The 26,716-nt window shown below is 69.4% G+C and carries 25 protein-coding genes and 1 other RNA gene; 21 read left to right on the top strand and 5 right to left on the bottom strand.

Translation table 11 applies throughout. From position 1 onward, the window contains the following. Positions 1-1,833: a phenylalanine--tRNA ligase subunit beta gene (pheT, locus tag Q9Q40_03115; protein ID MDQ7006201.1), complete on the bottom strand. Its 1,833-nt coding sequence runs from the start codon at positions 1,831-1,833 to the stop codon at positions 1-3. Continuing rightward, positions 1,824-3,359, bottom strand: a complete 1,536-nt coding sequence (locus tag Q9Q40_03110; GenBank protein MDQ7006200.1) for a phenylalanine--tRNA ligase subunit alpha — start codon at positions 3,357-3,359, stop codon at positions 1,824-1,826. The genes pheT and Q9Q40_03110 overlap by 10 nt, the downstream gene beginning before the upstream one ends. Before the next feature lie 106 nt (positions 3,360-3,465). Here Q9Q40_03110 and Q9Q40_03105 point away from each other — a divergent pair, with 106 nt between their 5' ends. From Q9Q40_03105 to Q9Q40_03010, 20 genes are all read left to right on the top strand, one after another. Next, positions 3,466-3,810: a cell division protein ZapA gene (locus Q9Q40_03105; GenBank protein ID MDQ7006199.1), complete on the top strand. Its 345-nt coding sequence runs from the start codon at positions 3,466-3,468 to the stop codon at positions 3,808-3,810. A 70-nt stretch (positions 3,811-3,880) separates the two neighbouring features. Then, positions 3,881-4,007, top strand: a non-coding RNA gene (ssrS, locus tag Q9Q40_03100) — 6S RNA. Positions 4,008-4,093: 86 nt separating this feature from the next. Next, positions 4,094-5,653, top strand: a complete 1,560-nt coding sequence (locus tag Q9Q40_03095) for an Rnase Y domain-containing protein (GenBank protein MDQ7006198.1) — start codon at positions 4,094-4,096, stop codon at positions 5,651-5,653. 67 nt (positions 5,654-5,720) lie between these two features. After that, positions 5,721-6,509: a TIGR00282 family metallophosphoesterase gene (locus Q9Q40_03090; GenBank protein ID MDQ7006197.1), complete on the top strand. Its 789-nt coding sequence runs from the start codon at positions 5,721-5,723 to the stop codon at positions 6,507-6,509. 3 nt (positions 6,510-6,512) lie between these two features. Then, positions 6,513-7,916, top strand: a complete 1,404-nt coding sequence (gene xseA / locus Q9Q40_03085; protein MDQ7006196.1) for an exodeoxyribonuclease VII large subunit — start codon at positions 6,513-6,515, stop codon at positions 7,914-7,916. Then, positions 7,913-8,182, top strand: coding sequence for an exodeoxyribonuclease VII small subunit (locus tag Q9Q40_03080; protein ID MDQ7006195.1), 270 nt, complete (start codon positions 7,913-7,915; stop codon positions 8,180-8,182). Before xseA ends, Q9Q40_03080 begins: the two co-directional genes overlap by 4 nt. Next, the gene (locus Q9Q40_03075; protein ID MDQ7006194.1) at positions 8,179-9,069 is read left to right on the top strand and encodes a polyprenyl synthetase family protein; all 891 of its coding nucleotides are present in this window, start codon (positions 8,179-8,181) and stop codon (positions 9,067-9,069) included. The genes Q9Q40_03080 and Q9Q40_03075 overlap by 4 nt, the downstream gene beginning before the upstream one ends. Further along, positions 9,066-9,869: a TlyA family RNA methyltransferase gene (locus Q9Q40_03070; protein ID MDQ7006193.1), complete on the top strand. Its 804-nt coding sequence runs from the start codon at positions 9,066-9,068 to the stop codon at positions 9,867-9,869. The genes Q9Q40_03075 and Q9Q40_03070 overlap by 4 nt, the downstream gene beginning before the upstream one ends. Further along, the gene (locus Q9Q40_03065; GenBank protein MDQ7006192.1) at positions 9,856-10,728 is read left to right on the top strand and encodes an NAD(+)/NADH kinase; all 873 of its coding nucleotides are present in this window, start codon (positions 9,856-9,858) and stop codon (positions 10,726-10,728) included. Before Q9Q40_03070 ends, Q9Q40_03065 begins: the two co-directional genes overlap by 14 nt. Further along, positions 10,725-12,056, top strand: a complete 1,332-nt coding sequence (locus Q9Q40_03060) for an MFS transporter (protein MDQ7006191.1) — start codon at positions 10,725-10,727, stop codon at positions 12,054-12,056. The genes Q9Q40_03065 and Q9Q40_03060 overlap by 4 nt, the downstream gene beginning before the upstream one ends. Before the next feature lie 59 nt (positions 12,057-12,115). Continuing rightward, the gene (locus tag Q9Q40_03055; GenBank protein ID MDQ7006190.1) at positions 12,116-12,763 is read left to right on the top strand and encodes a sigma-70 family RNA polymerase sigma factor; all 648 of its coding nucleotides are present in this window, start codon (positions 12,116-12,118) and stop codon (positions 12,761-12,763) included. After that, the gene (locus Q9Q40_03050; GenBank protein ID MDQ7006189.1) at positions 12,753-13,190 is read left to right on the top strand and encodes a hypothetical protein; all 438 of its coding nucleotides are present in this window, start codon (positions 12,753-12,755) and stop codon (positions 13,188-13,190) included. Before Q9Q40_03055 ends, Q9Q40_03050 begins: the two co-directional genes overlap by 11 nt. After that, positions 13,187-13,504 (top strand): YbjQ family protein, encoded by a 318-nt coding sequence (locus Q9Q40_03045; protein MDQ7006188.1) that lies wholly within the window; start codon positions 13,187-13,189, stop codon positions 13,502-13,504. Before Q9Q40_03050 ends, Q9Q40_03045 begins: the two co-directional genes overlap by 4 nt. Before the next feature lie 47 nt (positions 13,505-13,551). Then, positions 13,552-16,284, top strand: coding sequence for a PBP1A family penicillin-binding protein (locus tag Q9Q40_03040; protein MDQ7006187.1), 2,733 nt, complete (start codon positions 13,552-13,554; stop codon positions 16,282-16,284). Positions 16,285-16,452: 168 nt separating this feature from the next. Further along, positions 16,453-17,139: a head GIN domain-containing protein gene (locus tag Q9Q40_03035; protein ID MDQ7006186.1), complete on the top strand. Its 687-nt coding sequence runs from the start codon at positions 16,453-16,455 to the stop codon at positions 17,137-17,139. 294 nt (positions 17,140-17,433) lie between these two features. Further along, positions 17,434-17,892 (top strand): hypothetical protein, encoded by a 459-nt coding sequence (locus Q9Q40_03030; protein ID MDQ7006185.1) that lies wholly within the window; start codon positions 17,434-17,436, stop codon positions 17,890-17,892. An 18-nt stretch (positions 17,893-17,910) separates the two neighbouring features. Continuing rightward, positions 17,911-19,275: a potassium transporter TrkG gene (locus tag Q9Q40_03025; protein ID MDQ7006184.1), complete on the top strand. Its 1,365-nt coding sequence runs from the start codon at positions 17,911-17,913 to the stop codon at positions 19,273-19,275. A 43-nt stretch (positions 19,276-19,318) separates the two neighbouring features. Beyond that, complete coding sequence (locus Q9Q40_03020; protein MDQ7006183.1) at positions 19,319-20,014, top strand: TrkA family potassium uptake protein; 696 nt, start codon at positions 19,319-19,321, stop codon at positions 20,012-20,014. A 246-nt stretch (positions 20,015-20,260) separates the two neighbouring features. Then, complete coding sequence (fusA, locus tag Q9Q40_03015) at positions 20,261-22,348, top strand: elongation factor G (GenBank protein ID MDQ7006182.1); 2,088 nt, start codon at positions 20,261-20,263, stop codon at positions 22,346-22,348. Beyond that, a complete protein-coding gene (locus Q9Q40_03010) occupies positions 22,345-23,070 on the top strand; it encodes a hypothetical protein (protein ID MDQ7006181.1) in 726 nt (241 codons plus the stop codon). Before fusA ends, Q9Q40_03010 begins: the two co-directional genes overlap by 4 nt. Positions 23,071-23,119: 49 nt before the next feature. Here the strand turns inward: Q9Q40_03010 and Q9Q40_03005 are convergent, their stop codons facing one another. Then, positions 23,120-23,608, bottom strand: a complete 489-nt coding sequence (locus Q9Q40_03005; GenBank protein MDQ7006180.1) for a hypothetical protein — start codon at positions 23,606-23,608, stop codon at positions 23,120-23,122. A 147-nt stretch (positions 23,609-23,755) separates the two neighbouring features. Between Q9Q40_03005 and Q9Q40_03000 the strand changes: the two genes are divergently transcribed. Further along, a complete protein-coding gene (locus Q9Q40_03000; GenBank protein ID MDQ7006179.1) occupies positions 23,756-24,271 on the top strand; it encodes a DUF2058 family protein in 516 nt (171 codons plus the stop codon). Positions 24,272-24,295: 24 nt separating this feature from the next. On the opposite strand, the gene Q9Q40_02995 is transcribed toward Q9Q40_03000, so the two are convergent. Both Q9Q40_02995 and Q9Q40_02990 read right to left on the bottom strand, forming a co-directional pair. After that, positions 24,296-25,618: a tetratricopeptide repeat protein gene (locus tag Q9Q40_02995; GenBank protein ID MDQ7006178.1), complete on the bottom strand. Its 1,323-nt coding sequence runs from the start codon at positions 25,616-25,618 to the stop codon at positions 24,296-24,298. Positions 25,619-25,750: 132 nt separating this feature from the next. Further along, entirely contained in the window at positions 25,751-26,707 is a 957-nt protein-coding gene (locus Q9Q40_02990; protein MDQ7006177.1) for a malate dehydrogenase, read from the bottom strand. Positions 26,708-26,716 lie beyond the last annotated feature (9 nt).

Below are 26,716 nucleotides of genomic sequence, written 5' to 3'. Positions count from 1 at the left end.
TCAGGGCGTGCGGGAAAGGAACTCCAGGTCGAATTCCGCAACCACCACGGGGTGAATCACGCGATAGCACTCCAGCACCGCCGGGTGCACCTCGCCGAAGCGGGCGACGCAACGGCCGGAAGACCAGATGCCGGCCCCGCGACCGGGGAGGAAGAGCTTCTCTTCCACCGGGCGCACATCCTCGAGAGGCCGGCCCCACTCGGTCACGAAGAGATCGGCCATCGCTCGAATGTCCGCGTAGCCGATGCCGTCTCCGGCCAGCGCCAGGGCCGCACGCAGTTCCTCACGGGCCCCGGTCTCGGCGTCCGCATCCACCAGGCTCACGGACCCCACCTCGAACAGGCGCTGAGGATAGGCATGACCCAGGTTGACGGCGAGAGTCTCCATCAAGCCGGGAACCAGGGAAATCCGCAGCATGGTCTGCTCGACGGAGATCGGATGCTCCAGCTTGACCTGCTCATCCCGGTCGGCGAGACCCGTCCGGTCGTAGGTCGTCTCTTCGCAACTCAACGCGAGCGTCATCACCTCCATCGCCCCCAGGCCGAGCAGCACCCGGCGGGCCCGCTCGGAGGCCACCTCCCGGGGATGGGGCTGGGCGAAGGTGGCGCCGCCGAGTTCGACCCTCGGCAGGTTGTCATAGCCATGGGCAATGGCCACATCCTCGACCAGGTCGCGCGGGTGCAGGATGTCGGCCCGCCAGGCCGGCACCTCCACGCGCACCCGGCCATCCTGGACCCGTGCGTCGTGACGCATCCGCCCCAGCAACTCCACCACCTCGTCCGCCGACCAGGGCTGCCCGATCAACGCCGATGCGGCGGTGGGGTCCAACTCCACGACCTGGGGCTCGAGTCGAGGGGTGCGGCGCCGCTCCCCGTGATAGATCACCTCGAGGCTCTCGCCCCAGGCCCCCGGACAGCTCTCGAGCAGGCTGGTCAGGACGATGTTCAGGGCGCGCTCCACGTGCCGGTCTTCCATGCCCGTCACGTCGATCAGGGCCTGCCGCGTGTCGAGGGTGACGCGGGTGGCTTCACTGTTGATGATCGGGGGCATGGAGAGCACGGCCTGCGCCGCATCGAGCAGTACGGGCACCTTGCGGGCCCCGGCGAGCAGCCGGGAGAAAGCCCGCCCCTTGGGATGGCGCTCGAGCACCTCCGCCGGCGTCAGCGCCGCGGCGGGATCCGCCGGATCGAAGCCGAGAGGCACGAAGCGCAGGGCGCCGGGATCCACCGCGCGGTAACTCAAGCTCGGGCCCTCGAGTCGATCCAGGTCGTAGACGCCGATGGACGCCAGCTTCCGGTCCCGCCCCAGCGCCCAGTGAAGATTCTCCTGCAGTTTCATCAGCGAGCGCAGGGAGGCGTCGTCGAAGCTCAAGCCACGCACGATGGCGGCGGCGATGCGCGGGCGGCGCACGTCGGGGCCATCGAGGGCCGGATCCACGCTCAGCTCCCACTCTCCCCGCTCGAGCCGGTAGTCGGGCGCACCGCTCTCCCGGCCGAGAAAGCCCCGCATGGCCCGCGCCAGACCCGCCGGGTGAAAAAGGTCGGGACGCACGGCGAGCAATTCCATCTTCAGCACCCGCACTTCGCCTTCGAAGGTGGCCGCATCGGCGGTGGAGCGCAGATCACAGCCGCAGCCCTCGCAGACCGCCGGACGCAGGTCCTGTTCGGGACTCTCTGAAATGGCGCCACAGCAGGCGCAGCGGTAGCGCTTGAGGGTGGCCCAGCCTTCCACCGAACAGCCGAAGCGGTGGAGCTGATGCTCGAGCTCTTCCACGTCGAGGGTCTCGCCGTAGAAGGCGAAGAACTCGTCGAGAGGAATGCCGATCACCGGCATTGGGGCACCTCCTTGAGCCAGTCCAGGTGGGAGAGGTAGAGCTCCCGGATATCGGACAGACCGTAGCGAAACATGGCCAGGCGTTCGAGACCCAGGCCCCATGCCAACACGGGCACCTTGCATCCCAGCGGCTCGGTCACCTCGGGGCGGAAGATCCCCGATCCCCCCATCTCCACCCAGTCCTTGCGGCTTTCCATCCAGACGAAGACCTCCACCGAGGGCTCGGTGTAGGGAAAGAAGGCGGGGCGGAACTGGATCTTCTCGAAACCCATCTTGCGGTAGAACGTCGTCAGCAGGGTCAGCAGCGCGGAAAAAGAGGCCTGGGCGTCGATCACGATGCCGTCGACCTGGTGGAAGACCGGCAGGTGCTTGTAGTCGATGGTCTCGCGCCGGAAGACCGGCCCCACGCAAAAGACCTTGCGCGGCGGATCGGGGCGGCGGGCCAACTCCCGCACCGTCGCCGCCGTGGTGTGCGTGCGCAGCACGCAGCGGCGGGCCAGATCCCGGTTCCAGGGATAGCGCCAGCCCATCGAACCGCTGCTTCCACCCGTCTCGTGGGTTGCGCGCACCCGCTCGACCCATTCTTCCGCCGGCAGCCCGCAGGTCGCCGGGCGACCGACGTAGAAGGTGTCCTGCATGTCCCGGGCGGGATGGTCCTGGGGTTGAAAGAGCGCGTCGAAATCCCAGAAGGCCGATTCGACCCAGGGACTGGCGGTTTCCTCGAAGCCCATGTGCAAAAAGGCCGTACGAGTCTCCTCGAGGATCCTGCGGAAGGGATGTTCCTTGCCTCGCATCGGCGTCCGACCGGGCAGGCTCACGTCGTAGGCCCGGAAACTGACCTCCTTCCACCGCCCGGAGACCAGCAGTTCGGTGGTCAGTTCACTGACCTCCTCCCGCGCTTCGAGGCCGGCGGCGACCCGCTCGCGACCGGCCGCCGTCAGGCCCACGCGACGCTGCCGCCGCTCTTTCTGCTCGACGACACCGGGCCGCCGGGCGAGCAGGGCGAGTGCGGCCTCCACATCGATGCCCGCCTCGGCGATGACCGCCTTCGTCGCCGGTCCCCGTTCCAGCAAGTAGGCGACGAGGATCTCGTCGGGCTGGGGCGGCGGGCCATCATCCCCCTTCCAGTCCTCGCCAAGCGTCAGCTCCGCACCTTGCTTGGAAGCCCAGTTCCGCTGGGCGAGGTATTTCAGCGACTGGCCGATCTCCCGCGCTTCGAGGCCGCTGATCCCGGGCAGGTCGCGGATGCCCGCCCGACCGCCGGCCGCCGCGAGAGCCGACGCGACACGACGTTCGGGGCAACGACCCTGCTCCCACTGCCCGGCCCGCGCCCCGGTACGCAACTCCACCACGGCGCTCTCTTCCACCTCGACCAGGCCACGCTCGGCGAGCCCGGTGACCGTGGCCGCCACAGGGCTCTGATCACACCCCAACCGCCGGGCTACCTCCGTGACCGTCGGCCGATCGCCCTCCTCCTGCAGGCACTGCAGCAGCTTGACGTCGAGTTCACGCAACGCGTCGTTCATCCCCGGCTTCTCCCTCGGCGGCCCCGCGGGGCGCCCCACTCCGATGGTCCGCGATTCTAGCATCCAGGTATAATCCCGCCGTCACCGCGATAGCGAGGAGGGCACCATGAGCGAGGGTCCACCCAACCGCCCCGTCGAGGTCCAGATCGGAGGACGGATGTACCGCCTGCGGGGCGACGACCCCGTCCGCCTGGCGAGGCTGGCGGCGCGGGTCGACGCCACCCTGCGCTCGATCGCCGGTCCCGATCCCGGAGCCGCCGGCTACAAGGCGGCCGTCCTGACGGCTCTCAACCTGGCGGCCCAGGCGGAAGACGAGCGGGATTCCCTGCGCACCCGCCTCGGTGAGCTGCAACGTCGGTCCCGCCGACTCGAAAGACACCTCGAGAATCTGGCTGCCGAGTGGGAAGCCGCCTCCCCGCCCGCGGAAGAAAACCCTTCGAGCGCCGTTTGACCCCCGGACCCGCTGACGAACATACTAGGGCCGATCGGCAGTCCCCCGGGTGGCCCGCCCCCTGGAGCGATTGAGCCAACAGCTTGTTCCCGGGAGCCCGGACTCCGCCGGCGGTGCGCAGGCCTCCCCGAGGCTCCGGCCGCCGGGAGGAAGCCTAAACCGGCGGGAGGGCACCCACCTGGCCGTACCGGCTTCAACGGCCTCCGGGGCAGCCACTCCCCGACAGGGGGATCTGCCGATCGGTTTTCATGCTCTTTCCTCAACTTTAGGGGTAACGATCCCGATGACGGGTTCTTTCCTTTTGATCCTCTGTATCCTCCTGGCCCTCGGCGCCATCGCGCTGGGCGTCGCTTTTCTGCGCCGCGGCCGCCGGTACGACGAACTGCTCGCCCGGGTCGGCCAGCTGGAATCCGAACAGGAAGAGAAGATCCGCGACGAGGTGCGCCGCCGTTCCCGGCGCGAAGAAAAACGTCTGCGCCGGGAGTACAAACGCCGGCAAAGCGAACTCGACGGCCGTGAACGCGAACTCAAGCAGCGCAAGGAAGATCTCTCCGAACGGCGGGTCAAGCTCGAAGAGCGGGCGGCCGCCGTCGACAGCCGGGCCGAGGAACTGGCCGAACTCGCCGGCAAGCTCGATCAGCGCGCCGCCGCGGTCAGCCGACGGGAAAAAGACCTCGAGCAAGCCGAAGCACGCTGGGAGCAGAAACTCGAGAAGGTTGCCGGCATGGACCGCGAGGAAGCCCGGCAGCGCCTGCTCGAGCGTGTCGCCGAGGAAATCCAGGGCGAGGTGGCGCGGGTCATCCAGAAGGCCGACCGCCAGGCGCGGGCGGCCGCCGAACGCACCGCCCGGGAGGCGGCGCTGATCGCCATGGGCTCGGTCAAGGGCCGGGTCGCCGGCGAGGGCACGATCACCGTCGTCAAGCTGCCCAGCGACGAGATGAAGGGCCGGGTGATCGGGCGCGAAGGGCGGAATATCCGCGCCTTCGAACAGGTCACCGGGGTCGACGTGCTGGTGGACGACACCCCCCAGGCGATCCTGCTCTCCTGCTGGGACCCCCTCCGGCGGGCCATCGCCGCCCGCGCCCTGCGGCTGCTGGTGGAGGATGGACGCATCCACCCGGCCCGCATCGAAGAGGTGGTGGAGAAGACCCGGGCCGACGCCGACGAGGAGGCCCGCGAGCGGGGCGAGGCCGCGGCCTATGAACTGGGCGTCACCGGACTCCACGAGCGACTGGTACTCCTGCTCGGCCGCCTCTCTTTCCTGCGGGTGCACGGCCAGGATCTGCTGCGGCGCTCGATGGAAATGGCCCAGCTCGCCGGCATGCTGGCCGACGAAATCATGGAAAGCGGCGACACCCTGCGGCGGGCCGCCCTGCTGCACGCGGTGGCTCGCGCCGAGAGCACCCCCCTGCTGACCCACCCCGCCGTGGCCAGCGCCGACCTGGCGACCCGCTTCGGCGAAGCCCCGGAGGTCTCCGCCCCCATCCGCGCCCTGGCCCAGCCGCCGGACGCTCCCCGCACACCGGAAGGCGTCCTGCTGGTGACCGCCAGGCGCCTGGTGGACTCCCGGCCGGGAGCCCGCGACGAAAATCTCCAGCGCTTCATGGACCGCCTGGCCGAAGTGGAGAAGATCGCCCTGGCCGAGGAAGGCATCGAGCGCGCCGTGGCCGTCCGGGCGGGGCGCGAGATGCGCGTCCACGTCTCGGGGGAGCGCATGCGCGATGACGACGCCCTGCGCCTGGCCCGGGAACTGGCCAAGCGCATCGAACGCCAGGTGGACTACCCCGGACAGATCCGCGTGCTGGTGATCCGCGAAACCCGGGCGGTCAGCTACGCCGTATAGCCGTGACCGCCTCCCCCCCGGCGAGACCCCCTGATGCTTCGCATCACGTTTCCTCCGGAGAATTCCCTTGAAGCTCTTGGCCATCGGTGACGTGTTCGGCAACCCGGGCCGCAAGGCCGTGATGCGCTGGCTTCCGGGCCTGCGGGAGGAGAGCGGCGCGGATTTCGTCGTGGTCAACGTGGAAAACATCCATGCCGGGAGAGGCGCCGATCCGGCAAGCGTGCGGGACGTGCTGCTCGCGGGCGCCGACTGCCTGACGTCGGGAAACCACATCTGGGGCCACCGTTCCCACGCCAAGTTGCTCGAAGACGAGCGCCGCCTGCTGCGTCCGGCCAACTACCCCGACCCCTGCCCGGGAAGGGGCGTCGAAATCTTCCCTTCGGCAGCCGGCTGGAAGGTGGCCGTGATCAATCTCCAGGGCCGGATCTTCATGCCCCCGGTCGACGATCCCTTCCGCGCCGCCGACGAGATCCTCGATGAAGTGGCCGGCCTGGCCGATGTGCGGATCGTCGACTTCCACGCGGAGGCCACCTCCGAAAAGCTGGCCATGGGCCGGCATCTCGATTCACGGGTGGCGGCCGTGTTCGGCACGCACACCCATGTTCAGACCGCAGACGCCCGGGTGCTTGGCGGAGGCACGGGTTTCATCACCGACCTGGGCATGACCGGCCCCTACGAATCGGTGATCGGGATGGACACGGCCGCCGCGCTGGCCCGTTTCCGCACCGGTCGGCCCATGCGCGCCGCCCCCGCCCAGGAAGATCCTGGCCTGCGGGGCGCCCTCTTTGAAATCGACCCCGAAAGCGGCCGCTGCCTGGGAGTCGAACGCATCCAGCGTGGCGGCGGAGGCCACTAGACGGTGAGACGAGCAGGCCCGTCATCGACAGGCAACGACGAGTCGCCCGGCTCGCGGCTGCGCCCGCTGAGCGTTTGGGAGCTCAACGAAGGGGCCGACGCCCTGCTCGCCGATGCCTTCGGCGCCCTGTGGGTGGAAGGGGAGATCACCCGTTTTCTCGCCCATCGCTCGGGCCACTGGTACTTCACCCTCAAGGACTCCCGGGCCGCGGTTTCCTGTGCCATGTTCCGTGGCCGCAACCAGCGGGTGAAGTTCCGGCCCGCGGACGGGCAGCAGGTCCTGGTACTCGCCACGGCGGGAGTCTACGCCGCCGCCGGACGTTACCAGCTCGTGGTGGAAGCCATCGAGCCGAGGGGTGCCGGCGCGGCCGCCCTGGCCCTGGCCCAGTTGAAGAAGAAACTGGCGGCCGAAGGACTCTTCGACCCGGATCGCAAGAAGCCGCTGCCCGGGCTGCCCACCCACATCGCCCTGGTCACCTCGCCGGAAGGCGCGGCCGTGCGCGACGTGCTGCGGGTGCTGCGTCGACGTTTCGCCGGCGTGCGGGTGACGGTCTGCCCCTGCGCGGTGCAGGGCGATGCCGCCCCGCGGGACATCGTCCGGGCCCTCCAGCGCGCCGCCGCCCTCGAGCCGGACGTGGTGCTCCTGGTCCGGGGCGGCGGATCCCGGGAAGACCTGGCCGCCTTCGACGACGAGAGTGTCGTCCGGGCCGTGGCCGCCTGTCCGGTTCCCCTGGTCTCCGGCATCGGCCACGAGATCGACACGACCCTGGCCGACCTGGCGGCGGACTTGCGGGCCGCCACCCCCTCGGCGGCGGCGGAGGTCGTCGTGCGGGAGCGCGCCGAACTGCGGGCACGAGTCGCCGAGTGGCTCAAGGCCCTGGCCCGCGCCCAGCGCCACCACATCCATCGTCGCCGGCTGCGACTCCAGCACTGCTCGGGCTCTCGGGGCCTGCACGGCGTGCCGCTCCGCCTCGAACGGCTCCACATGCACCTGGGCGAAGTGCAGCATCGCCTCGAGCGGGCGGTCCGGCGGCGGGTGAGCGACTCCCGCCGGGCCCTGGCCGAGACCGCCGAGCGGCTCTCTCCCCGCCGCATGGCCAGAGACCTGGCCGCACGGCGGCACCAGCTGGCCGAGGCGCTGCAGGCGCTGGCCCAGGCCGAGCGGGGCGTTCTGGCCGAGCGAAGGCGGCGGCTGCTGACGCTGACCTCCCGGGCCGAAACCCTCTCGCCCTTCGCCGTGCTCTCCCGGGGCTACGCCCTGGTCACCGCCGACGACCGGCGCCTGGTACGGGACGCGGCCGATCTGCGCGCCGGCCAGAGCCTTCACCTGCGATTCGCCCGGGGCGCGGCCCGCGCCCGGGTCGAGGAAATCCTGCCCTCCCCTCCCCCCAGGAGGAAACCGTCGTGACGACATCCAACAAAAAAGCAGGCCGACAGGAAGCCCCCAAGGCCTTCGACAAGGCCCTCGAAAAGCTGGAAGGCATCGTCGCCCAACTGGAAACCGGCGATCTGTCCCTCGAAAAGAGCCTCGAACTCTTCGAACAGGGAGTCCGGCTGGCCAGTCAGCTCGACCAGCGACTGGGGGACGCCGAGATGAAGGTCGAGATGCTGCTCGAATCGACCCAGGGCACCCACAGCGTTCCCTTCGACCCTCCAGAGGACGACGCCCCATGAGCGACAGCGAGCCCCAGCGCCTCGTCGCCGCCTGGCGCGAGCAGATCGACCGACTTCTCGGACCCTGTGTCGCCGATCGCACCGATATTCCCGCGCCCCTGCGCGAGGCGATGACCCACCCCCTGGTCGCCGGCGGCAAGCGCCTGCGGCCGCTGCTCGTGCTGGCCGCCTGCCGAGCCTGCGGGGGCACCGACGCCCAGGCCCTGGCCCCGGCCCTGGCGGTGGAGATGATCCACACCTACAGCCTGGTCCACGACGACCTGCCCGCGATGGACGACGACAGCCTGCGGCGGGGCAAGCCCACCACCCACGTGGTCTACGGCGAGGCGATGGCGGTGCTGGCCGGGGATGCCCTGCACACCCTCGCCTTCGAGACGCTCTCGGCGGCGGACCTGCCCCCCGAACGCATCGCCCGCCTCGTGCTCACCCTCGCCCGCGCCGCGGGGGGTGCCGGCATGGCGGGGGGCCAGGCCCTCGACCTGGAGGCCGAGGGCTCCACCGCGGTCGGCGAAGAGCAGGTGGCCGCCATCCACCGGCTCAAGACCGGGGCCCTGCTGGCCGCGTCCCACCGCCTGGGCGCCGAGGCGGCGGGCGCCACGGCCGACCTGGCCACCGAGATGGAGGCCATCGGCGCGGTGATCGGCCTGGCCTTCCAGATTCAGGACGACGTGCTCGACGTGACGGCGAGCACCGAGGAGCTTGGCAAGACCGCCGGCAAGGATGCGGCGGTGGGCAAGGCGACCTGGACCGCCGCCGTGGGGCTCGAGGAAGCCCGCCGCCGGGCCCGGGAACTGATGCACCAGGCCCTGGCCCGCATCGACGCCCTGCCCGGGGCCACCGCTCCCCTCACCCTTCTCGCCCGCCTGGCCATCGATCGATCGAAATGAGCGCCGCCGATCCGCCTTCCCGCCTGGACCTGGCCCTGGTGAGCGCCGGTCTGGCTCCCAGCCGCGAGAAAGCCCAGGCCCTGATCCTCGCCGGGCGCGTACTGGTCGACGGCCGGCCCGGCACCAAGGCGGGCCAGAAAATCCCCGCCGGCGCCACCCTGACCCTCAAACCCGGTCGCCTCTACGCTTCCCGCGCTGGAGCCAAGCTGGCGGGAGTCCTCGATCCACTGGCCGTCGAGCCCCGGGGCCTGCGCTGCCTGGACGTGGGCGCCTCCACGGGGGGATTTACCGACGTCCTGCTCCAGCGGGGAGCCGTCCACGTCACCGCCGTGGACGTGGGCAAGGGCCTGATCGACCAGCGCCTGAGGGAAGACCCCCGCGTGCGGGTGGTCGAAGGGGTCAACGCCCGCTACCTGACGCCCGCGATGGTGGAAGCCCCCTACGACCTGGTCACCGCCGACCTGTCGTTCATCTCCCTGACCCTCGTACTCGACGCCCTGCTGCCCCTGGCCCCTGAAGGGCGGCTGCTGGCCATGGTCAAGCCCCAGTTCGAGGTGGGGCGGGAACGGGTGGGCCCCAAGGGGGTGGTACGCGACCCCGCGACCCGGGCCGCCGCCGTCGAGAAGGTGATCCGCTGTCTCGCCGCCCGGGATTGGGGGATCCTAGGCCTGCGCGCCTCACCGGTGACCGGCCCCAAGGGCAACCGGGAGGTCTTCGTACTCACAGCCGCCGGCCCGGGCCTGCCCCCCGAGGCCCTGGCCGGAAAGATCCAGGAGGAGGTCCGTCGTGCCCCAGACTGAAACGTCCACCCAGGTGGCACTCTTCTCCAAACCCCACCCCGACGCTCCCGAGGTGCTCGCCCGCCTCGCCCGACGCCTGGACGAGCGGGGCTTCGAAGTGCTGGCCGATGAAACCACCGCGGAGTCCCTGGGCCTCAGCCGGTCGGTATCCCGGGAAAGGGCCGCGGCCCAGGCGCGGCTGGTGGTTTCCGTGGGCGGCGACGGCACCCTGCTCGCCTCGGCCCGTGCCGTCGGGGAGGCCCTGACTCCGATCCTGGGCATCAACCTCGGCTCCCTGGGCTTTCTCACCGAAACCCGCTGCGAGGAGGCCGAGGCGGTTCTCGACGCCGCCCTCGACGGTCGCGCTCCCATCGACTCGCGCCGGGCTCTGCAGGTGGTCAAGGACGACCTCCCCGCCGAGAGCGTTCCGCTGGCCCTCAACGACGTGGTGCTCTCGAAGAAGCACCTGGCCCGGCTGTTCAGTCTCTCCCTCTTCGTCGACGACGAGTGGGTGGCCGACTACCGGGCCGATGGCCTGATCATCGCCACGCCCACCGGCTCGACGGCCTACAACCTGGCCGCCGGCGGTCCCCTGCTGCTCCCCGGGGTCGAGGCCCTGATCGTCAACCCGATCTGCCCCCACAGCCTTTCCCAGCGCCCGCTGATCCTGCCGGGTTCGGCCAAGATCTCCATCTGCCTGGCCGACCGGCAGGACAACGGCAGCGTACAGGTGACCCTCGACGGCCAGGTGGGCTTCCCCATCGAGGCCGGGGAAAAGGTCTCGATCGTCGGAGCTTCCCGACCGATCCGCCTGCTCCGACCTCCCGGCCGTTCCTTCTTCTCGGTCCTGAGAGGCAAGCTGGGGTGGGGACATCCGTGAGCCCAGGCCCCGACAGCCGGACCCGTCCGGCCACCCGGAGCCAGGTGGCGGCGTGGTGCCTGTACGATTTCGCGAACTCCTCGTTCACGACCCTTGTCGTCACCTTCGTCTACGCCACCTGGTTCACCAAGGCGATGGCACCCGACGAGGTGACGGGAACCGGGCGCTGGTCCTGGGCCGTGACCCTCTCCGCGCTGATCATCGCCTTCGCCGCTCCGGTGATCGGAGCCCGGGCGGATCGTCGTGCGAGCCGGAAGCGCTGGCTGGTGGGCCTGACCCTGACCTGCATCACGGCGACCGCCCTGCTCGGCCTGGTGGCGCCGCCCCGCTGGCTGCTGGCCCTGGGCCTGTTCGTGGCGGCCAACGTGGCCTACGAACTGGGGCAGGCGCTCTACAATGCCTTTCTCCCGGGCCTGGTGGACCGCCGGCGGCTCGGCCTGGTCTCCGGCATCGCCTGGGGCCTGGGTTACGCCGGCGGACTGCTGAGCCTGGTGTTCGGCCTGCTGCTTTGTGTGTGGCGGGTCGGCCCGATGGCCGCCTGGCTGCCGGACACCGACGGCTTCAACATCCGGGCCGCCAACCTGGTGGTGGCGGCGTGGTTCCTGCTGTTCAGCCTGCCCGCCCTGTTGCTGCTACCGGAGCCGGCTCCTCCCGACCCCCGGGCGGCGGCCTCTTTCCGCCAGCTCGGCGCCACCCTCCGGCGCCTGGCCGGCTACCGCCAGGCCATGCGCCTGCTGGTCGCCCGGCTGGTCTACAACGACGGCCTGGTGACGATCTTCGCCTTCGGCGGCATCTACGCGGCCGGCACCTTCGACATGTCGATGAGCGAGATCATCGGCTTCGGCATCACCCTGAACCTGGCCGCGGGCGCAGGAGCCCTCTTTTTCGGCATGATCGACGACCGGGTGGGCGGCAAGACCGTCATCGCCCTCTCCCTTGTCGGCCTGATCGGCGCGACGCTGATCGCCGCCATGGCCCCGACGAGGACCTGGCTCTGGGTGGGAGGGGTGGCCATCGGCCTGCTGGTCGGTCCCAACCAATCGGCCTCCCGCAGCCTGATGGCCCGCTTCGTGCCCCCGCCCCGCTCGGCGGAATTCTTCGGTCTGTACGCCTTCTCCGGCAAGCTGACATCCTTCGCCGGTCCCTTCCTGCTCGGTCGGCTGACAACCCTTGCCGGCAGCCAGCGGATAGGAGTCGCCTCGGTGCTGCTCTTCTTCGTCGCCGGGGGCTTGCTGCTGTGGAGAATCGACGAGGAAGCCGGCAAGCGGCAGGCCGAGCAGGAGGAAGCGCTGCTCCCCACCCGAATTTCCGGGGAGGAACCTCCGTGAGCGGGAAGCCCGGGAAACAACCGCCCGTCCGGGGCGTAGGGGGGGGCCGAGAGGAACCCATGTACGCATCCGAACACGTGATCCCGACACCTGCGCGACCGGCTACCGAGGACGACGAATCCGCACTTCTGCACCGGGCGAGCCGGGGCGAGGTCGAAGCCGTACAGGAGCTGCTCGCCCGCCACCGGGATGGCCTGTTCGGTATCGCCTGGGGCTACCTGGGTGACCGCGAGGAAGCCCTCGACGCCTGCCAGGAAGCCCTGGCCAAGGCCCTGGCCCACGCCCACCGGTACAATCCCCGGCAGCCCCTGTCCGCCTGGCTCAACCGGATCCTGCGCAACTGTTGCCTCGACCGCCTGCGGCGCCTGAAGTTCCGGCGTCACGCATCGCTCGACCACGCCCGCGAGGCATACGGCCTCGAACCCGCCTCCGGCCGCCCGGGCCCTGAAGAAAACCTCCTGCGGGGCGAGCTGCGCACCCGACTCCGCGCAGCCCTGGCCACCCTCCGGGAAGAGGAGCGGGAGGTGATCATTCTCCGCGACGTGCTGGACTGGCCCTACGCCAGGATCGAGGCTTTCCTGGGCCTGTCCCATGGCACCCTGGCCTCGATGATCCACCGCGCCCGCCGGCGCCTGCGCCGGCAAGTCGACGCCTACGTGGCCGGTCCATCACCGGGAAAAGACAAGGAGGGCAAGCGTGACCCGTGAAGACGACACCCTCCTTCTCTCACGCCTGATCGACGGCCTGCTCGGCCCCGAGGAGGAACAGGCGCTCCGCCGCCGACTGGAACTGGACCCGGAACTGGCCGAGACCTACCGGCGGCTGCTCGGTCTGCGGCGGGAATTGCGGGAAGCGATCGCGCCACCACCGGTTTCCGAGACGGAATGGAACGACCTGGCCCTCGGCGCCGTCTCCCGCCATGGGCAGCGCCTGGGCTGGCTGCTGCTGACGCCCTCCGTGCTGGCCCTCGTCGCCGGCTGCCTGGCGATGCTCTTCACCGACCCCGAGGTGCCGCTGTGGCTTCGGCTGGCGGTGGGGGGCCTGGCGGCCGGCACGACTTTCCTGCTGATCTCTGCAATCGCCGACCGCCTGCGTGCCCGGCGTGTCGAGCGCTACGACGAGGTGCAACGATGATCGTCGTCAGTTCCGATCTCATTCCGGGCCGGCGCATCGCCGCCACCCTCGGCCTGGTCAAGGGCAACGCCGTCCGTGCCCGGCCCGTGTTTCGGGACATCATGGCCCTGCTCAGAGGGCTGGTCGGCGGCGAGATTCCCGAATACACGAAGATGCTGGCCGAAACCCGCGAGCAAGCCCTCGACCGCATGATCGGGGAGGCTCGGGCCCTGGACGCCGACGCGATCGTGGCCGCGCGTTTCATCACCGCTCAGACCATGGCCGGCGCCGCCGAATTGCTGGTCTACGGCACCGCCGTCAAGCTGGAGCGCTGACCTGCGCCCGGTGCGCCCCGGGTGCACCCGCGGAGTAGAATGCCCGCATGAAGAAAGTCCTCGGACTCGGCCGCCGTGGCTGGATCATCATCGTCTCGCTGCACATCGCCGCCGCCGCCGGCGGTGTGGCCCTGGGACTGGTCCTCTTGCGGGATCTGCCGGGCATCGACCGCATGGACATCGCGCGTCTGTCCCGGGTGACGATCCTTCTCGACCGCCACGGGGCCCAACTGCACAGCCTGGGCGAACAGCGACGCATTCCCGTCACTCTCGACCGTGTCAGTCCCTGGCTGATCAAGGCCGTCGTCGCCACCGAAGATCCACGTTTCATGCGGCACTTCGGCGTCGACCTCAAGGCCGTCGCCCGGGCGGCCATCCGCAACCTGACTTCCCACTGGGGAGCGGAGGGAGCCAGTACGATCACCATGCAGCTCGCGCGCGACGAGTTTCTCAACCGACGCAAAACCCTCTACCGCAAGGCCCTCGAAGCGGTCTACGCGACCCAGATCGAGCTGCACTACAGCAAGGAGGACATCCTCACCCACTACTGCAACCGGGTCTACCTGGGCCATGGCCGCTACGGCGTCGAAGCCGCTTCCCGGCTCTACTTCGGGATCAGCGCCGCCGAGTTGGACCTGCCGCGGGCGGCCCTGCTGGCCGGACTGATCCAGGCCCCCGAGCGGCTGACCCCGTTTCGTCATCCCCAGCGGGCGCTCAACCGGCGCAACCACGTGCTCAAGCGGATGGCCGTCGAGGGCGTCATCGAGCCGGCCCTGGCGGAAAAGGCTCAAAAGGCCCCCCTGGGACTGCGGGAACGCACTCCCACTCCGCCGCGGGCTCCCTATTTCATCGAGGAGGTGCGGCGCTGGCTGATGCGCCAGTACGGCGAGGAGGCGGTCTACCGGGAGGGCCTGGTGGCCCGGACAACCCTCGAACCCCGGCTGCAGCAAGCGGCTGAAAACGCCGTGACATGGGGTCTCGATCAGTACGGCCGGCGACACCGGGAATTGCCCGAGCCCCGCCCCCTGCCCGAAGGAACCACCCCGGAGGAGTACCGCGACCCCTCGTGGTACCAGAAAATGGAGGAAGGCCGCCGGGTGCTGGCCCTGGTCGAGGAGGTCTCGGCCGACAGCGCCCGGGTCCGCATCGCCCGGCGCAGCCTCGAGCTGGGGCTCCGGGCCATTCGCTGGACGGGCAGGAAGAGCTTCGAGGGTCTGCTCGAACCGGGCACCCTGGTGCCCGTGCGCGTGCTGGCCGTCGACGGGGAAGGCCTTCCCGCTCGTGTCGACGTGGCTTCCGACACCCGGGCCCAGGCGGCACTGATCGCCATCGATGCGGCCACCGGCGACATCCTCGCCCTGGTGGGCGGCAAGGACTTCTCCCGCAGCGAATTCGACCTGGCGATGCAGGCCCGGCGCCAGGCGGGGTCGGCTTTCAAGCCCTTCATTTTCGCCTCCGCCCTGGAAATGGGCATGCTGCCGAACCAGCAGATCTACGACACGCCGACCGCGGTGGTCGATCCGGGCTCTCCGGAGCCCTACCAGCCGGAGAACTACGAACGCGACTACGAGGGCTACGTGACTCTGCGCCACGCCCTCGAGCATTCCCGCAACATTCCGACGATCCGTCTGCTCGACGCCATCGGCTATCAGCCGGCGGTGGAGATGGCGCGTCGCCTCGGCATCGCCACCGACCTCAAGCCCTACCCGTCCCTCGCCCTGGGCGCTTTCGAGGTCAAACTGGTCGACCTGGTCGCCGCCTACGCCGCCTTCGTCAACGGTGGCGTGCTGGTGACGCCACGGCTGGTGCGCGAGGTACGCCACTCCGATCAGCGCACGCTCTTCCGCGCCGAAACCGAAGCCGAGGAGGTGCTCTCGCCGGAGGTCTCGGCGATGATGGTCTCGCTGCTGGAAGGTGTGGTGCTCCACGGCACGGGCAGGCGCGCCCAGACACTCGGCCGGCCCGTGGGAGGCAAGACGGGCACCACCGACGAGTACACCGACGCCTGGTTCGTGGGCTTTACTCCATCGATCGCCGTGGGAGTGTGGGTCGGGCTCGAACAGCGGGAAAGCCTCGGCAAGCGGGAGACCGGCGCGCGGGCCGCGCTGCCCATCTGGACCCGTTTTCTCGACCGCGGCCTGGCCGGCGAGCCCATCGAGGAGTTTCTCCGCCCCCCCGGGGTCCGCCGCACCCTGGTGGATGCCGCCACGGGGCTGCGCTCCCGGCGCGGCGCTCCCTGCGGCAAGGTGATCCTCGAGACCTTCCCCAGAAACCGGGAACCCCGCCGGGCCTGTTCGGCCCGCGAGAACCGGCGCCTGACCCTGCCCTATCCCTTGCAGGTCTATCCCATCGACGAAAACGGTGCCTTGCTGATCCCCCCGGAGGATGCGGCGCGCATCCTCTCCCTCGCCCCGGACCGCCTTTCCCTGCTCCGGGGTGGCCGTCGGCTCCGCTGGGCCTGGGGCAAGAAGAACGGCACCATCGAGTTGGCCTGGAGTCGCGAGGAACGGCTGGCCTTCTACGATGCCCTGCCCATGGCGGCGGACGAAGCCGCGCTGAGGCGGGAAGCGATTCGCGAATTCCGCGAAGAGTACGAGCGGAAGCTCGAGGAGATGCGCGCGGCCGGCGAAGACACCGAGGCTCTCCCGGGCTGGGAGCAGGCCTTGCCCGCCGAGTTGCGTTCCGGGGTCGACGGATGGCCCGCGGAGGTGCTGGTGGTCAACCGTTCCGGGCGCCTGCGCCTGCCGCGCCACCCCGTAGACCCCGGGGAGAGCCGCTGAACGCCTCCCGCCGACCACCGGAACGGAAGGCCACCGCCGCCCCGACGGCAAAGCCCGGACATGGACTATGCTCGCCCCGGTGGCCAGGAATCCGGCGAAAGGGCCCGGCGAAAGCTCTCCCACCGGCCCCGGCTGCAAGTCCGAGACCCTTCCTGCGCGAGGTGAGCGGTGCCCCGAATCCCTCCCATGACCCGGCTGATCCTCCTCGGAATCGCGCTGCTGGCGCTGCCTTCGACCGGCTGCGTCCGCCTGGCCGCAGGCCCCGTCGTGCGTGGATCGGGCGTCAAGGCAACCCGGGCCCGCCAGGTCGATACGTTCGACCGCATCGACCTGCGCGGGTCCCTCAACCTGGAGTGGAGCGCCGGCGACCAGCCGACCCTCGAGATCGTCACCGACGAGAACCTCCTCGACCTGGTCGTCACCCAGGTCCGAAGCGGGACCCTGCTGCTCTCCACCCGGGGCTCCTGCTCGAGCCGGCTGGGTATCACGGTGCGCGTGACCAGTCCCGCCCTCGAAGAAGTGAAGATCGCCGGCAGCGGCGACGCCCGCCTCGAAGGTCTGACCGGCTCCCGTTTTTCCGTCATCATCCGGGGCTCGGGCGATGTCGTGGCCTCCGGCGCTGTGGACCGACTCGAAGTCGACATCCAGGGCTCCGGGGACGCGCAGGCCTTCGCCCTTCCGGCCCGCCTGGTTTCCGTCTCCATCGCCGGCAGCGGCGACGCCGAGGTGGAGGCCATCGAAGCCCTGGAAGTCTCCATCGCCGGCAGCGGCGACGTGATCTACCACGGCGATCCCCCGCGCATCGAGCGCCGGGTGCACGGCTCGGGCGACGTGATCCACCGTCCGCTCTCCTGAGCCGCCGGCCCTCGCACCATGCCACCGCGAAGCCTCCCGGTGCGTCGGAATCGGCACCCGCTCCCACTTCCCGGACGCATGCCCGGAAGCCCGTTCTCAAATGTCGCGTTTTGAAGAACGACCGGCTGCGAAGAAGATCGAAAGCGTTCTCACGCCGCCGGACACGCCGCCCCCACGAGCGGGCGTTCCAGGCCCGGACCCGGGGCGGCAGCCCCCGTCGACGCGGCCCTCCGGCATACCCCCGAGGAGGCTATCGGGTATACAATGCTCCCGCCTCGCAGGAGATCGCCCAGAATGAAACGTCCGAGTCGTGGAGTCCTGTTCGCCCTCGCCTTCCTGACGGCCGGCCCCGCCTGGCTCGGCGGCTGCCGCCTGGCCCGCGTGACCACCCCCAACCCGGTGATCGTGGAGGGCGTGGTGGTGGCGGGAGACACCTTCCGCGTCGATCCCCTCGATGCCGACCCCGCGGGCTGGACCGGCCCGGGCCTGCCCGCCACGGTCCGCCTCGAGAACCAGGACGGCGACGTCATCGAGGTCAGCGCCGATCTCCACGGCCGTTTCCGCATCGGCCCCCTCAAGATCAGCGGCAGCGACGGCGATCGCCTGCTGGTGCGCTGTCCGGGGACCCTCGGCCTGCAGATGAGCTACCTGCTGCCCCCCGAAGCCCGGGCCGCAGAGAGCGGCGACACCATCGTCGTGCGAAGGAAGATCACCCTTCCGACCCGGCCGACAGATCCACGTCCCCAGGGCTGAGCCCCCCCCTCCGGGCTCATGATCCCGCGTATCTCCAAGGCCACGGTCGCCTCGTTCCTGGCCCTGATCCTCGTCGGTACGATCCTGCTCTCGCTGCCGGTCTGCACGGCGGGAGAGGGCCGGCTGAACCTGACCCAGGCCCTGTTCACGGCCACCTCCGCGGTCTGTGTGACCGGTCTCGTCGTGGTGGACACCCCCACGACCCTCAGCGTTTTCGGCCAGGGGGTCGTCCTGCTGCTGATCCAGCTGGGGGGGCTGGGGATCCTCACACTGGGCACCCTGGTCATGCTCTCGGTCCGGGGCGGAGCCGATCTCGAAGCGCGGCTCTTCGTCCGCCAGACCCATGGCAGCTCCCGCCTGCTGGGCCCGCTCTCGCTGCTGCGCCGGGTCGTCGGCCTGACCGTGGCCTTCGAGGCGGCCGGCGCAGCCCTGCTCTTTCTCCGCTTCGGCTACTCGGATCCCCGGGGCTGGGGCCTGTCCGCAGCCTGGGACGCGGTCTTCCACGCCGTCTCCGCCTTCTGCAACGCGGGCTTCGCCCTGCGCTCGAGCAGCCTGGAGGCCTACCGGGGCGATCCGATCGTCAACCTGGTGGTGATGACTCTGATCGTGGCCGGGGGCCTGGGATTCCTGGTACTCAGCGAGATCCTCCACTTCGCCGCGGCACCCCGCGCCCAGCGCCAGTGGTGGCGCCTGTCGCTCCACACCCGCCTGGTCCTGGTCACCAGCATCCTGCTGATCGTCATCGGGGCGACCTTTTTCGCCATCTTCGAGGCGGGCAACACCCTGGCCCACGCCTCCCCCGCGGAGAAGCTCCTCGCACCCCTGTTCTTCTCGGTGACCTGCCGCACCGCCGGCTTCGACACGGTGACGACCGGGTCGGTGACCGCCGCAACCCTGGTGATGGCCTTGCTGCTGATGACCATCGGCGCCTCTCCCGGCTCCACCGGAGGCGGTATCAAGACCACCACGGCGGCCACCCTGGCCCTTTACGCCTGGAGCCGGATGGGCGGCCGACGCTCTCCGGAGGTCTTCGGACGACGCATTCCGGCCGACCAGGTGGCCAAGGCCCTGGCCACCTTGAGCGCCTTCGCGGCCCTGGTCTTCCTCGGCGGCCTGGGCCTCCAAATCGCGGAAGTGGGGCTGGTCGCCCACCGGGCCGCCACCGACCACTACCTCGACCATCTTTTCGAAATCGTCTCCGCCCTGGGCACCGTCGGACTGAGCACGGGCGTGACGGCCACCCTTTCCACCGCGGGCAAGCTGATCCTGGTGGTGCTGATGTTCGTCGGTCGCCTGGGGCCCCTGGTGGTCGGCGCCTCCCTCATCGGCCAGCGGCACCCGCCCCCCCGGGAGTACCCCGCAGAGCGTATCCTGATCGGCTAGGCACCCGGTCGACGAAGTCTTTTCAACGGAGGCACCGGTACCCATGAAGAGAACCATCGCGATCCTCGGGCTGAGCGTCTTCGGCTACCGCACGGCCCTCGGTCTGGCCGAAATGCCGGAGATCGACGTGATCGTCTTCGACCGGGACCAGGAGTTGATCGACCGTATCTCGCCCCACGTGGCCCGGGCCGTGATCGCGGACATCCGGGAGGCCGGCGTTCTCGAAGAGGAGGGAGCCCAGGGCTGGTGGGCCGCGGTGCTGGCCATGCGCAAGCGCTTCGACACCACCGTGCTGCTGACCCATCACCTCAAGCAGCGCCTGAAGGTCCCGCGGCTGGTGGTGCAGGTCGACAGCCGCGACGAAGAGGAGGCCCTGCGGGTCTTGGGCGCCGACCAGACGGTCTTCCCCGAACGCGACACGGCCAAGAACCTGGTCGCGACCCTGGCCCGCCCCGGATTGACCCAGTTCGTCGACCTGGGGCCCGACGTGGACATGGGCGAACACCGGGTGCCGGCCTCGTTCGTGGGCCAGACTCTCAAGGACCTGCACCTGCGGGACACCTTCGGGCTCCACGTGGTGGCGATCCGCCACGAAGCGGGACCCACCGGCCAGGGCGTGGCCTTCCGTACGGAGGTTCCACCCGATCCCGACCGGGAATTGACCGCCACCGACCGGCTGTTCCTGATCGGATCCCCCAAGGCGCTCAGGCGCTTCAGCGAGCGCTTCGCCGAATCCTGAGGCCGCCACCGCCGCCGAGACTTACCGGTCATTGCCGGAACCCATGACTTTTTTTCTGGACAGGCCGGGACGCTCGGCCTATATTCCCGCCGGTCATTCCCCGGTCGGCCCCACCGGCTGTCGTCCTGTCCAGTCGCCGCGCGCCACCACGAGGGGAAACAGGCGGGAAGTCCGCCGTCGACGATCACTCCCGGAAAAGCCGGCGAGACCATGCGTCCCCCAGGGGACGCGAGGGATGAGAGCACGATGATCAACCAGCTCGAGCGGATCCGAAATATCGGAATCTCCGCCCACATCGACTCGGGCAAGACGACCCTCTCCGAGCGGATCCTCTTCTACGCCCAGCGCATCCACGCGATCCACGACGTCAAGGGCAAGGACGGCGTCGGGGCCACCATGGATCACATGGAACTCGAGCGTGAGCGTGGTATCACCATCACCTCCGCCTCGACCTATGTGAACTGGAAAGACCACCACATCAACATCATCGACACCCCCGGACACGTGGACTTCACCATCGAGGTCGAACGGGCCCTCCGGGTGCTCGATGGCGCCGTGCTGGTGCTCTGCGCGGTAGCCGGCGTGCAGTCCCAGTCGATCACCGTCGACCGGCAGATGCGGCGCTACAAGGTGCCCCGGGTCGCCTTCGTCAACAAGTGCGACCGGTCCGGCGCCAACCCGGACCGGGTGGTGCAGGCCCTGCGGGACAAGCTGGGCCACCAGGCCCTGCTGCTGCAGCTCCCCATCGGCCTGGAGGCCGACTTCGAAGGCGTGATCGACCTGGTGGAGATGAAGGCGATCTACTTTCGAGGGGATGCCGGCGAAACGGTCGAGGCGGCGGAGATTCCCGCGGCACTCAGACCCCTGGCCGACGAGCGGCGGTCCGAACTTCTCGACACCGCCAGCCTCTTCTCCGATGAACTGATGGAGGCCGCTCTCGAGGATCAGGCCACCCCCGAGTTGATTCACGACGCGATCCGTCGCGGGGTGCTTTCCCTCGAACTGACCCCGGTGCTGATCGGCTCGGCCTACAAGAACAAGGGCGTCCAACCCCTGATGGACGCGGTGAACCTCTACCTGCCCTGCCCCTCGGACGTGCCGATCGAGGCGGTGGACCTGGACAACGACGAACCGGTGGTGCTCGAGGCCGACCCCGAGGCCCAGACGGTGGCCTATGCCTTCAAGCTCGATGATGGCCGCTTCGGCCAGTTGACCTACCTCCGCGTCTACCAGGGCACGCTCCAGAAGGGATCGACGCTGATCCAGACCCGCACGGGCCGCAAGATCAAGGTCGGCCGCCTGGTGCGGATGCACGCGGACAAGATGGAAGACATCGACGCCGCGGCGGCGGGCGACATCGTCGGCCTGTTCGGCATCGACTGCCACACGGGAGACACCTTCGTCGGTGACGGCCCGCGGCTGGCGATGACCTCGATGCACGTTCCCGACCCGGTGATCTCGCTGAGCATCCAGCCGGTGGACTCCAAGGCCCAGGCCAACATGAGCAAGGCCCTCTCCCGTTTCGCCAAGGAGGATCCCACCTTCCGGGTGCGCCTCGACGAGGAGTCGGGCCAGACCATCATCTCGGGAATGGGCGAACTGCACCTCGAGGTCTACGTCGAGCGCATGCGCCGCGAGTATGCCGCCGAAGTCGAGACGGGCGCCCCCCAGGTGGCCTATCGCGAGGCGATCTCCCGCCGGGCCGACTTCGACTACCTGCACAAGAAGCAGACCGGTGGATCCGGGCAGTACGCCAAGGTCGTCGGTTACCTCGAACCGATCGAGGAAGAAGATTACGAGTTCGTCGACCAGATCCGCGGAGGCGCGATCCCCACCGAGTACATCCCGGCCTGTGACAAGGGTTTCCGCTCTTCCCTGGCCAAGGGCAGTCTGATCGGCTTCCCCGTGGTCGGCATCCGGGTCGTGCTCGTCGACGGTAACTCCCACAGCGTCGATTCCTCCGACATGGCCTTCCAGGCCGCTGCGCGGGCCGCCTTCCGCGAGGCCTATCGCAAGGCCGGCCCGCGAATCCTCGAGCCGCTGATGCGCGTGGTGGTGGAAGGTCCCGGGGAGTTCCAGGGTACGATCTACCGCTCGCTGATGCAGCGACGGGGTACGATCATCGGATCCACCGAGGACCAGGGCTTCGCCCGCATCGAGGCGGACGTGCCCCTGTCGGAGATGTTCGGCTACTCCACCGACCTGCGCTCGGCCACCCAGGGCAAGGCGGAGTACACGATGGAATTCGCGCGCTACGCTCCGGTTCCGAAGGAGGTCTCGGAGGAGCTGCTGAAGAAGTACAAGGGCCAGGGCGCCGAGGAGGACACCCCATGACCGAGCTGATGTTTCGACTGCGCCGTTCTCCACGCACCCTGCTCGAACGCGACGGCCATCCCGGTCCCGGCGCCGGCAGGCTGGCCCTGGTCATGGCCCGCGCGGGAGTCGGCAAGACCGCCTTTCTCGTGGGTATCGGCGTCGACGCCCTCCTCTCCGGGCAGAAGGTGCTGCATGTCAGCCTGGACCGCACGGTCGAGAAGGTGCGGGGCTGGTATGACGATCTGCTGATGGAGATGCTGCGCCAGGAAAAGAAGCTCGAGCACTGGGCCGCGATCCAGCTCCGCATGGAGCGTTACCGCCATATCCAGACCTTCATGGGCGCCAGCTTCACCCCCGAAAAGGTGCACCAGACCGTCGAGTTGCTGGGCGAGACCATGGACTTCCGCCCGGACGTGATCATCGTCGACCGTGTCGATCTCGCCTCCGTGGAACCCACGGACGTGGCTGCACTGCGCGCCGCCGCGGAGGCCGGACAGGCGGAGTTGTGGATGGCCTGCCGAACCCACCGGGACGGACCGGAACCCCGGCCGGGTCACCTGCCGGCACCGGCCGACGCCTTCGAAAACCTGGTGGATCTGGCCTTCAGCCTCGATCCCCACGACGCCAAGGTCCGGCTGCGCGTGCTCAAGGACGACCAGCGCATGCTCGACCAGGACCTCAACGTGGTGCTCGATCCGTCCACCTTGTTGCTGATGACGGGTTTCGTCCCCCGCGGCTGACGACGCCCCGAGGGCCCCGGGCAGCCGCCCGGAGGGCCTCCCCGGGCACTCAGTTCGGCGGATCGTCAGGGAACGAGGCACCGAGAATCGAGGCCACCGTGCGCTCGAAGTGATCCACGCTCCGGTAGCCGCCGAAACGACGGCAGAGCAGATCGTCGAGGCCGTCGGCCACGCAGCAGAAGGCCTGCAGCTCGTCGTGCAGCCCGTTCTCGTCGAGAGCCGGGCCGAGGGTGTGGGTCAGGGCCACGTCGCCGTCCTCGTCACACTCGAGGCGGCCCACATCGAGCCCGCTGGAAAGACGTGCCAGTTCGGCTTCGAGCCCCCGCTGCAACACCGGGCCGATGACCAGAAAAGCCCGCAGGGCGATTTCACCCGCCGCGGTGCAGCGGGCCTCGATCATCGTCGTCCCGTGCAGCCAGAGCAGGGTGTGACGGTCCCAGGGCAGCTGGCAGGGCGCCTCCCCCGCCACGCGCAGCGCCGCGGCACGCAGGGAATCCTCCCGGCCTTCGAGCAGTTTCCTGTCCGCGGGAAAAGTCACGCGAGTCTCCTCCTGGCAGACCGGAAGGCCCCTCCTCTCCGGCCCTTGCACTGCTTTTGATGTACGCTGATCGGCGCCCGGAGGCCACCGCGGAATCGGTCGCGGGTGCGGAATGCTCCCCGCAGGAGCGGAGGCGAGGAAAGAGCCGTGGGTAACCTGCGCGACGAATTGCTGAAGAAGGGGCTGGTATCGGAAAAGCGGGCCCGGGAGCTGGCCAACCGGGAACGCGCCCGCAAGAAGAAGATCGGCAAGCGCGCCGCCACCGACGAAAAGCTCGCTTACGAGCAGGCCCGCGCCCGCGAGCAGCAGGCCCGGCGGGAGGCGGACCGGCGACGCGAACTCGAGCGCCTCGACCAGCAGGCCCACGCGGCACTGCAAGCTCGTATCGTGCAACTGATCGAGGACCACGCCCTGAGCGACGGTATCCGCGGCCCGCGCAAATTCCACTTCGTCACTCGCCGGAAGACGATCCTCTACCTCGACCTCAACGACAGCGCGGCCACACAGCTCACCGAGGGCCGGGCCGCGATTTGCGAAATCCCCGGCAGCCGCCCCGAGAGCTTCCGCCTGGTGCCGGCCCGCACCGCGGAGAAGATCCGGGAGATCGACCCCACCTGGGTCCGCTTCTTCGAGCCCTCCCGAATCGAACCGCAAGAGCCGTGAGTCTGACCGGTCTCCAGGCCGTCTTCAGGGGAAGGCGGAGAGGATCGCCTTGACCTTGGCAGCCTGAGCATCGTCGGGGGCCAGCTCGAGGAACCTCTCGTAGTGTTTTCTGGCCTCGGCGAGCTTGCCCAGGCCGACGAGAGCGTCACCGAGCATCAGGTGCGCCTTGGCGTAGTCGGGCTTGATCTCGATGGCCTTGGAGAAAGCCGCCACCGCGCGTTCCCGGTCCTCCCTGCTGATCGATCCCTGCTTGCGCACCGCCGAGACCCCGGCGTTGTAGAACATCTTGTGCGCATTCTCAGGGTCGAGGGCCGCCACCCGCTCGTAGAGTTCCGAGGCCGCGGCAAAGTCGTTCCGCCGGATCTTGGCGGCCGCCAGAGCCATCAGCGCCCGGGGGTCTTCGGGAGCCGCCTCCACCCAACGCGCCAGGGTGGCGTCCGCCTTCTCCCGGTCGCCGGCCGCTTCGTAGGCGGCGACCAGGGTGGAGAGCACGTTCGGGTCACCCGGGTTCAGCTCCAGTTCTTTCTCCAGCAGACCGGTCGCCGCACCGAGCTGGCCCATCTCGTCCATCCAGGCGGCCATGCGCAGCCGCACCCCCGGCAGATCGGGGTCAAGGGCCAGGGCCTTGTTGGCCATCCGCAAGGCGCCCGCCGCATCGCCGTCGCGGGCCAGGGTTCGGGCCAGCCGGAAACGCAGCTCCGCGTTCTCGGGATCCGCCTCGATGGCCTCCTCGAACTTTTTCGCCGCGGTAGCGTAGTCGCCCAGGCTCAACGCTTCCTCGGCCAGGTCCAGGGGCGTCAGCTTCGCCCGCTCCCGGACCTTGGCGGCCTTGGCCGCCTGCGCTGCCCGGGCCGCATCGGCCGCCGCCTGGCGGGCCTCCTCGGCATTGAAGTCCTCGAGCTTCTCGAGGACGAAATCGACCCGGGCATGGCCGCCCCGGTAGCGGAGAATCGGCAGCTTGTCCTGGTTGCGGGGTACCAGGTCCGCCTCGTCGTCCTGCCAGATGTCGCCGTTCGCCCGCCGGGTCTTGAAATGGAAATGGCGGATGAAGTAGACGTCGGAGTCGATGCCGACGATGTAGCCTTCCTTGATGAACTCCACTCGGGGAATGGCGAACTTGCCCTTCTTGCTGGTCTTGAGCCGCATCGGATCATCCGCCGCAGTGGCCGCGGCCACGGTGATCACGATCCCCCGCAGGGGCTGCCCGTCGGTATCGGTGACCGTACCCCAGATGCCGGGCTTGGATTCGCTGAGCCCCAGCCCGGATGCCGGCGGCAGCGCCAACGCCGCCAGGAGCGCTGCCACGGCAGCCTTCCACACCCACCCCTGCGATTGGAGAACACTCATGCCTCTCGCTCCTCTGCCCCCGGCGCTCTGCGGAGGGCGTCACCGTCCCGCCGTCGCGGTGCAAGACCATTATCCCGGATTCCGTGCCGGGTGCCGAATCGGCCGGCGGCGATCCCGCCGGGGGCCGGGACTTCAAGCCGTCAGGCGATCGACGTCCGCCGCCGTCGAGCGCACGGCCTCCACCGATTTCTCGAAAAGAGTGCGCTCGCTGTCCGTCAGGGGCACCTCGAGCACCTTCTCGACCCCCCCGCGGCCGAGAATCGCGGGCACTCCCACGTAGAGGCCTTCCACGCCGTACTCCCCTTCCAGGCGGGCCGAAACGGCCATCACCTTCTTTTTGTCGAAGATGATCGCCTCGGCCATCTCGAGAGCCGACCAGGCCGGAGAGACGAAGGCCGAGCCGGTGCCGATCAGCTTGACCACCTCGCCGCCGGCCTTCCGGGTCCGAGCCTCGATGCTCTCGAGCACGTCGTCTTCGAGGAAGAGTTCGACGCTCAGCCCGGCGATACGGCAGGCGGAACGGATCGGCACCATGGTGTCGCCGTGACCACCGAGCACCAGGGCCTCGACGTTTTCCACCGACACTCCCGCGGCCTCGGCGACGAAGTAACGGTAACGCGCGGAATCCAGCACACCGGCCATACCGAACAGGCTCGTCCGGTCCCGCCCCAGTTGGCGGGAAAGGCGGTAGACGATGGCGTCGAGGGGGTTGGCGATGGAGATCACGATCGCCCCGGGACAGTGCTCGCGGATCCCCTGGGCCACCGCGTCGGTGATCTTCAGGTTGGTCTGCAGCAGCTCCTCCCGGGTCGGCAGCGTGCCGTCGGGCTTCGGCTTGCGAGGCACGCCGGCGGTGTTGATCACCAGCTGGGCACCGGCCAGTACCTCGTACCCCTTGCCGGCGTCGAAACTCACGTCGAAACCCATCACCGGGCTGCCCTCGGCGATGTCGAGGCACTTTCCCTTGGCCAGGTCGGGGGGCATGATGTCCACCAACGCGAGGGTACGGGCCAGGCGCCGCCTGGGAATCTCCTGGCAGAGAACACCACCGATCATGCCTCCACCGATGACACCAATCTTGTCCAGCATCGGAACTCC

This window comes from Acidobacteriota bacterium (genome assembly GCA_030949985.1).
Classification (GTDB): Bacteria; Acidobacteriota; Polarisedimenticolia; order J045; family J045; genus JALTMS01.
The sequence above is the reverse complement of the archived record's forward strand: the minus strand, read 5'-3'. Positions and strand labels throughout refer to the sequence as shown.

Coding starts and splice junctions, on each gene's coding strand:
- pheT (MDQ7006201.1), bottom strand. CDS start 1,833: ATGCCGGTGATCGGCATTCCTCTCGACGAGTTCTTCGCCTTCTACGGC.
- Q9Q40_03110 (MDQ7006200.1), bottom strand. CDS start 3,359: ATGAACGACGCGTTGCGTGAACTCGACGTCAAGCTGCTGCAGTGCCTG.
- Q9Q40_03105 (MDQ7006199.1), top strand. CDS start 3,466: ATGAGCGAGGGTCCACCCAACCGCCCCGTCGAGGTCCAGATCGGAGGA.
- Q9Q40_03095 (MDQ7006198.1), top strand. CDS start 4,094: ATGACGGGTTCTTTCCTTTTGATCCTCTGTATCCTCCTGGCCCTCGGC.
- Q9Q40_03075 (MDQ7006194.1), top strand. CDS start 8,179: ATGAGCGACAGCGAGCCCCAGCGCCTCGTCGCCGCCTGGCGCGAGCAG.
- Q9Q40_03070 (MDQ7006193.1), top strand. CDS start 9,066: ATGAGCGCCGCCGATCCGCCTTCCCGCCTGGACCTGGCCCTGGTGAGC.
- Q9Q40_03055 (MDQ7006190.1), top strand. CDS start 12,116: ATGTACGCATCCGAACACGTGATCCCGACACCTGCGCGACCGGCTACC.
- Q9Q40_03045 (MDQ7006188.1), top strand. CDS start 13,187: ATGATCGTCGTCAGTTCCGATCTCATTCCGGGCCGGCGCATCGCCGCC.
- Q9Q40_03040 (MDQ7006187.1), top strand. CDS start 13,552: ATGAAGAAAGTCCTCGGACTCGGCCGCCGTGGCTGGATCATCATCGTC.
- Q9Q40_03030 (MDQ7006185.1), top strand. CDS start 17,434: ATGAAACGTCCGAGTCGTGGAGTCCTGTTCGCCCTCGCCTTCCTGACG.
- Q9Q40_03025 (MDQ7006184.1), top strand. CDS start 17,911: ATGATCCCGCGTATCTCCAAGGCCACGGTCGCCTCGTTCCTGGCCCTG.
- Q9Q40_03020 (MDQ7006183.1), top strand. CDS start 19,319: ATGAAGAGAACCATCGCGATCCTCGGGCTGAGCGTCTTCGGCTACCGC.
- fusA (MDQ7006182.1), top strand. CDS start 20,261: ATGATCAACCAGCTCGAGCGGATCCGAAATATCGGAATCTCCGCCCAC.
- Q9Q40_03010 (MDQ7006181.1), top strand. CDS start 22,345: ATGACCGAGCTGATGTTTCGACTGCGCCGTTCTCCACGCACCCTGCTC.
- Q9Q40_02995 (MDQ7006178.1), bottom strand. CDS start 25,618: ATGAGTGTTCTCCAATCGCAGGGGTGGGTGTGGAAGGCTGCCGTGGCA.
- Q9Q40_02990 (MDQ7006177.1), bottom strand. CDS start 26,707: ATGCTGGACAAGATTGGTGTCATCGGTGGAGGCATGATCGGTGGTGTT.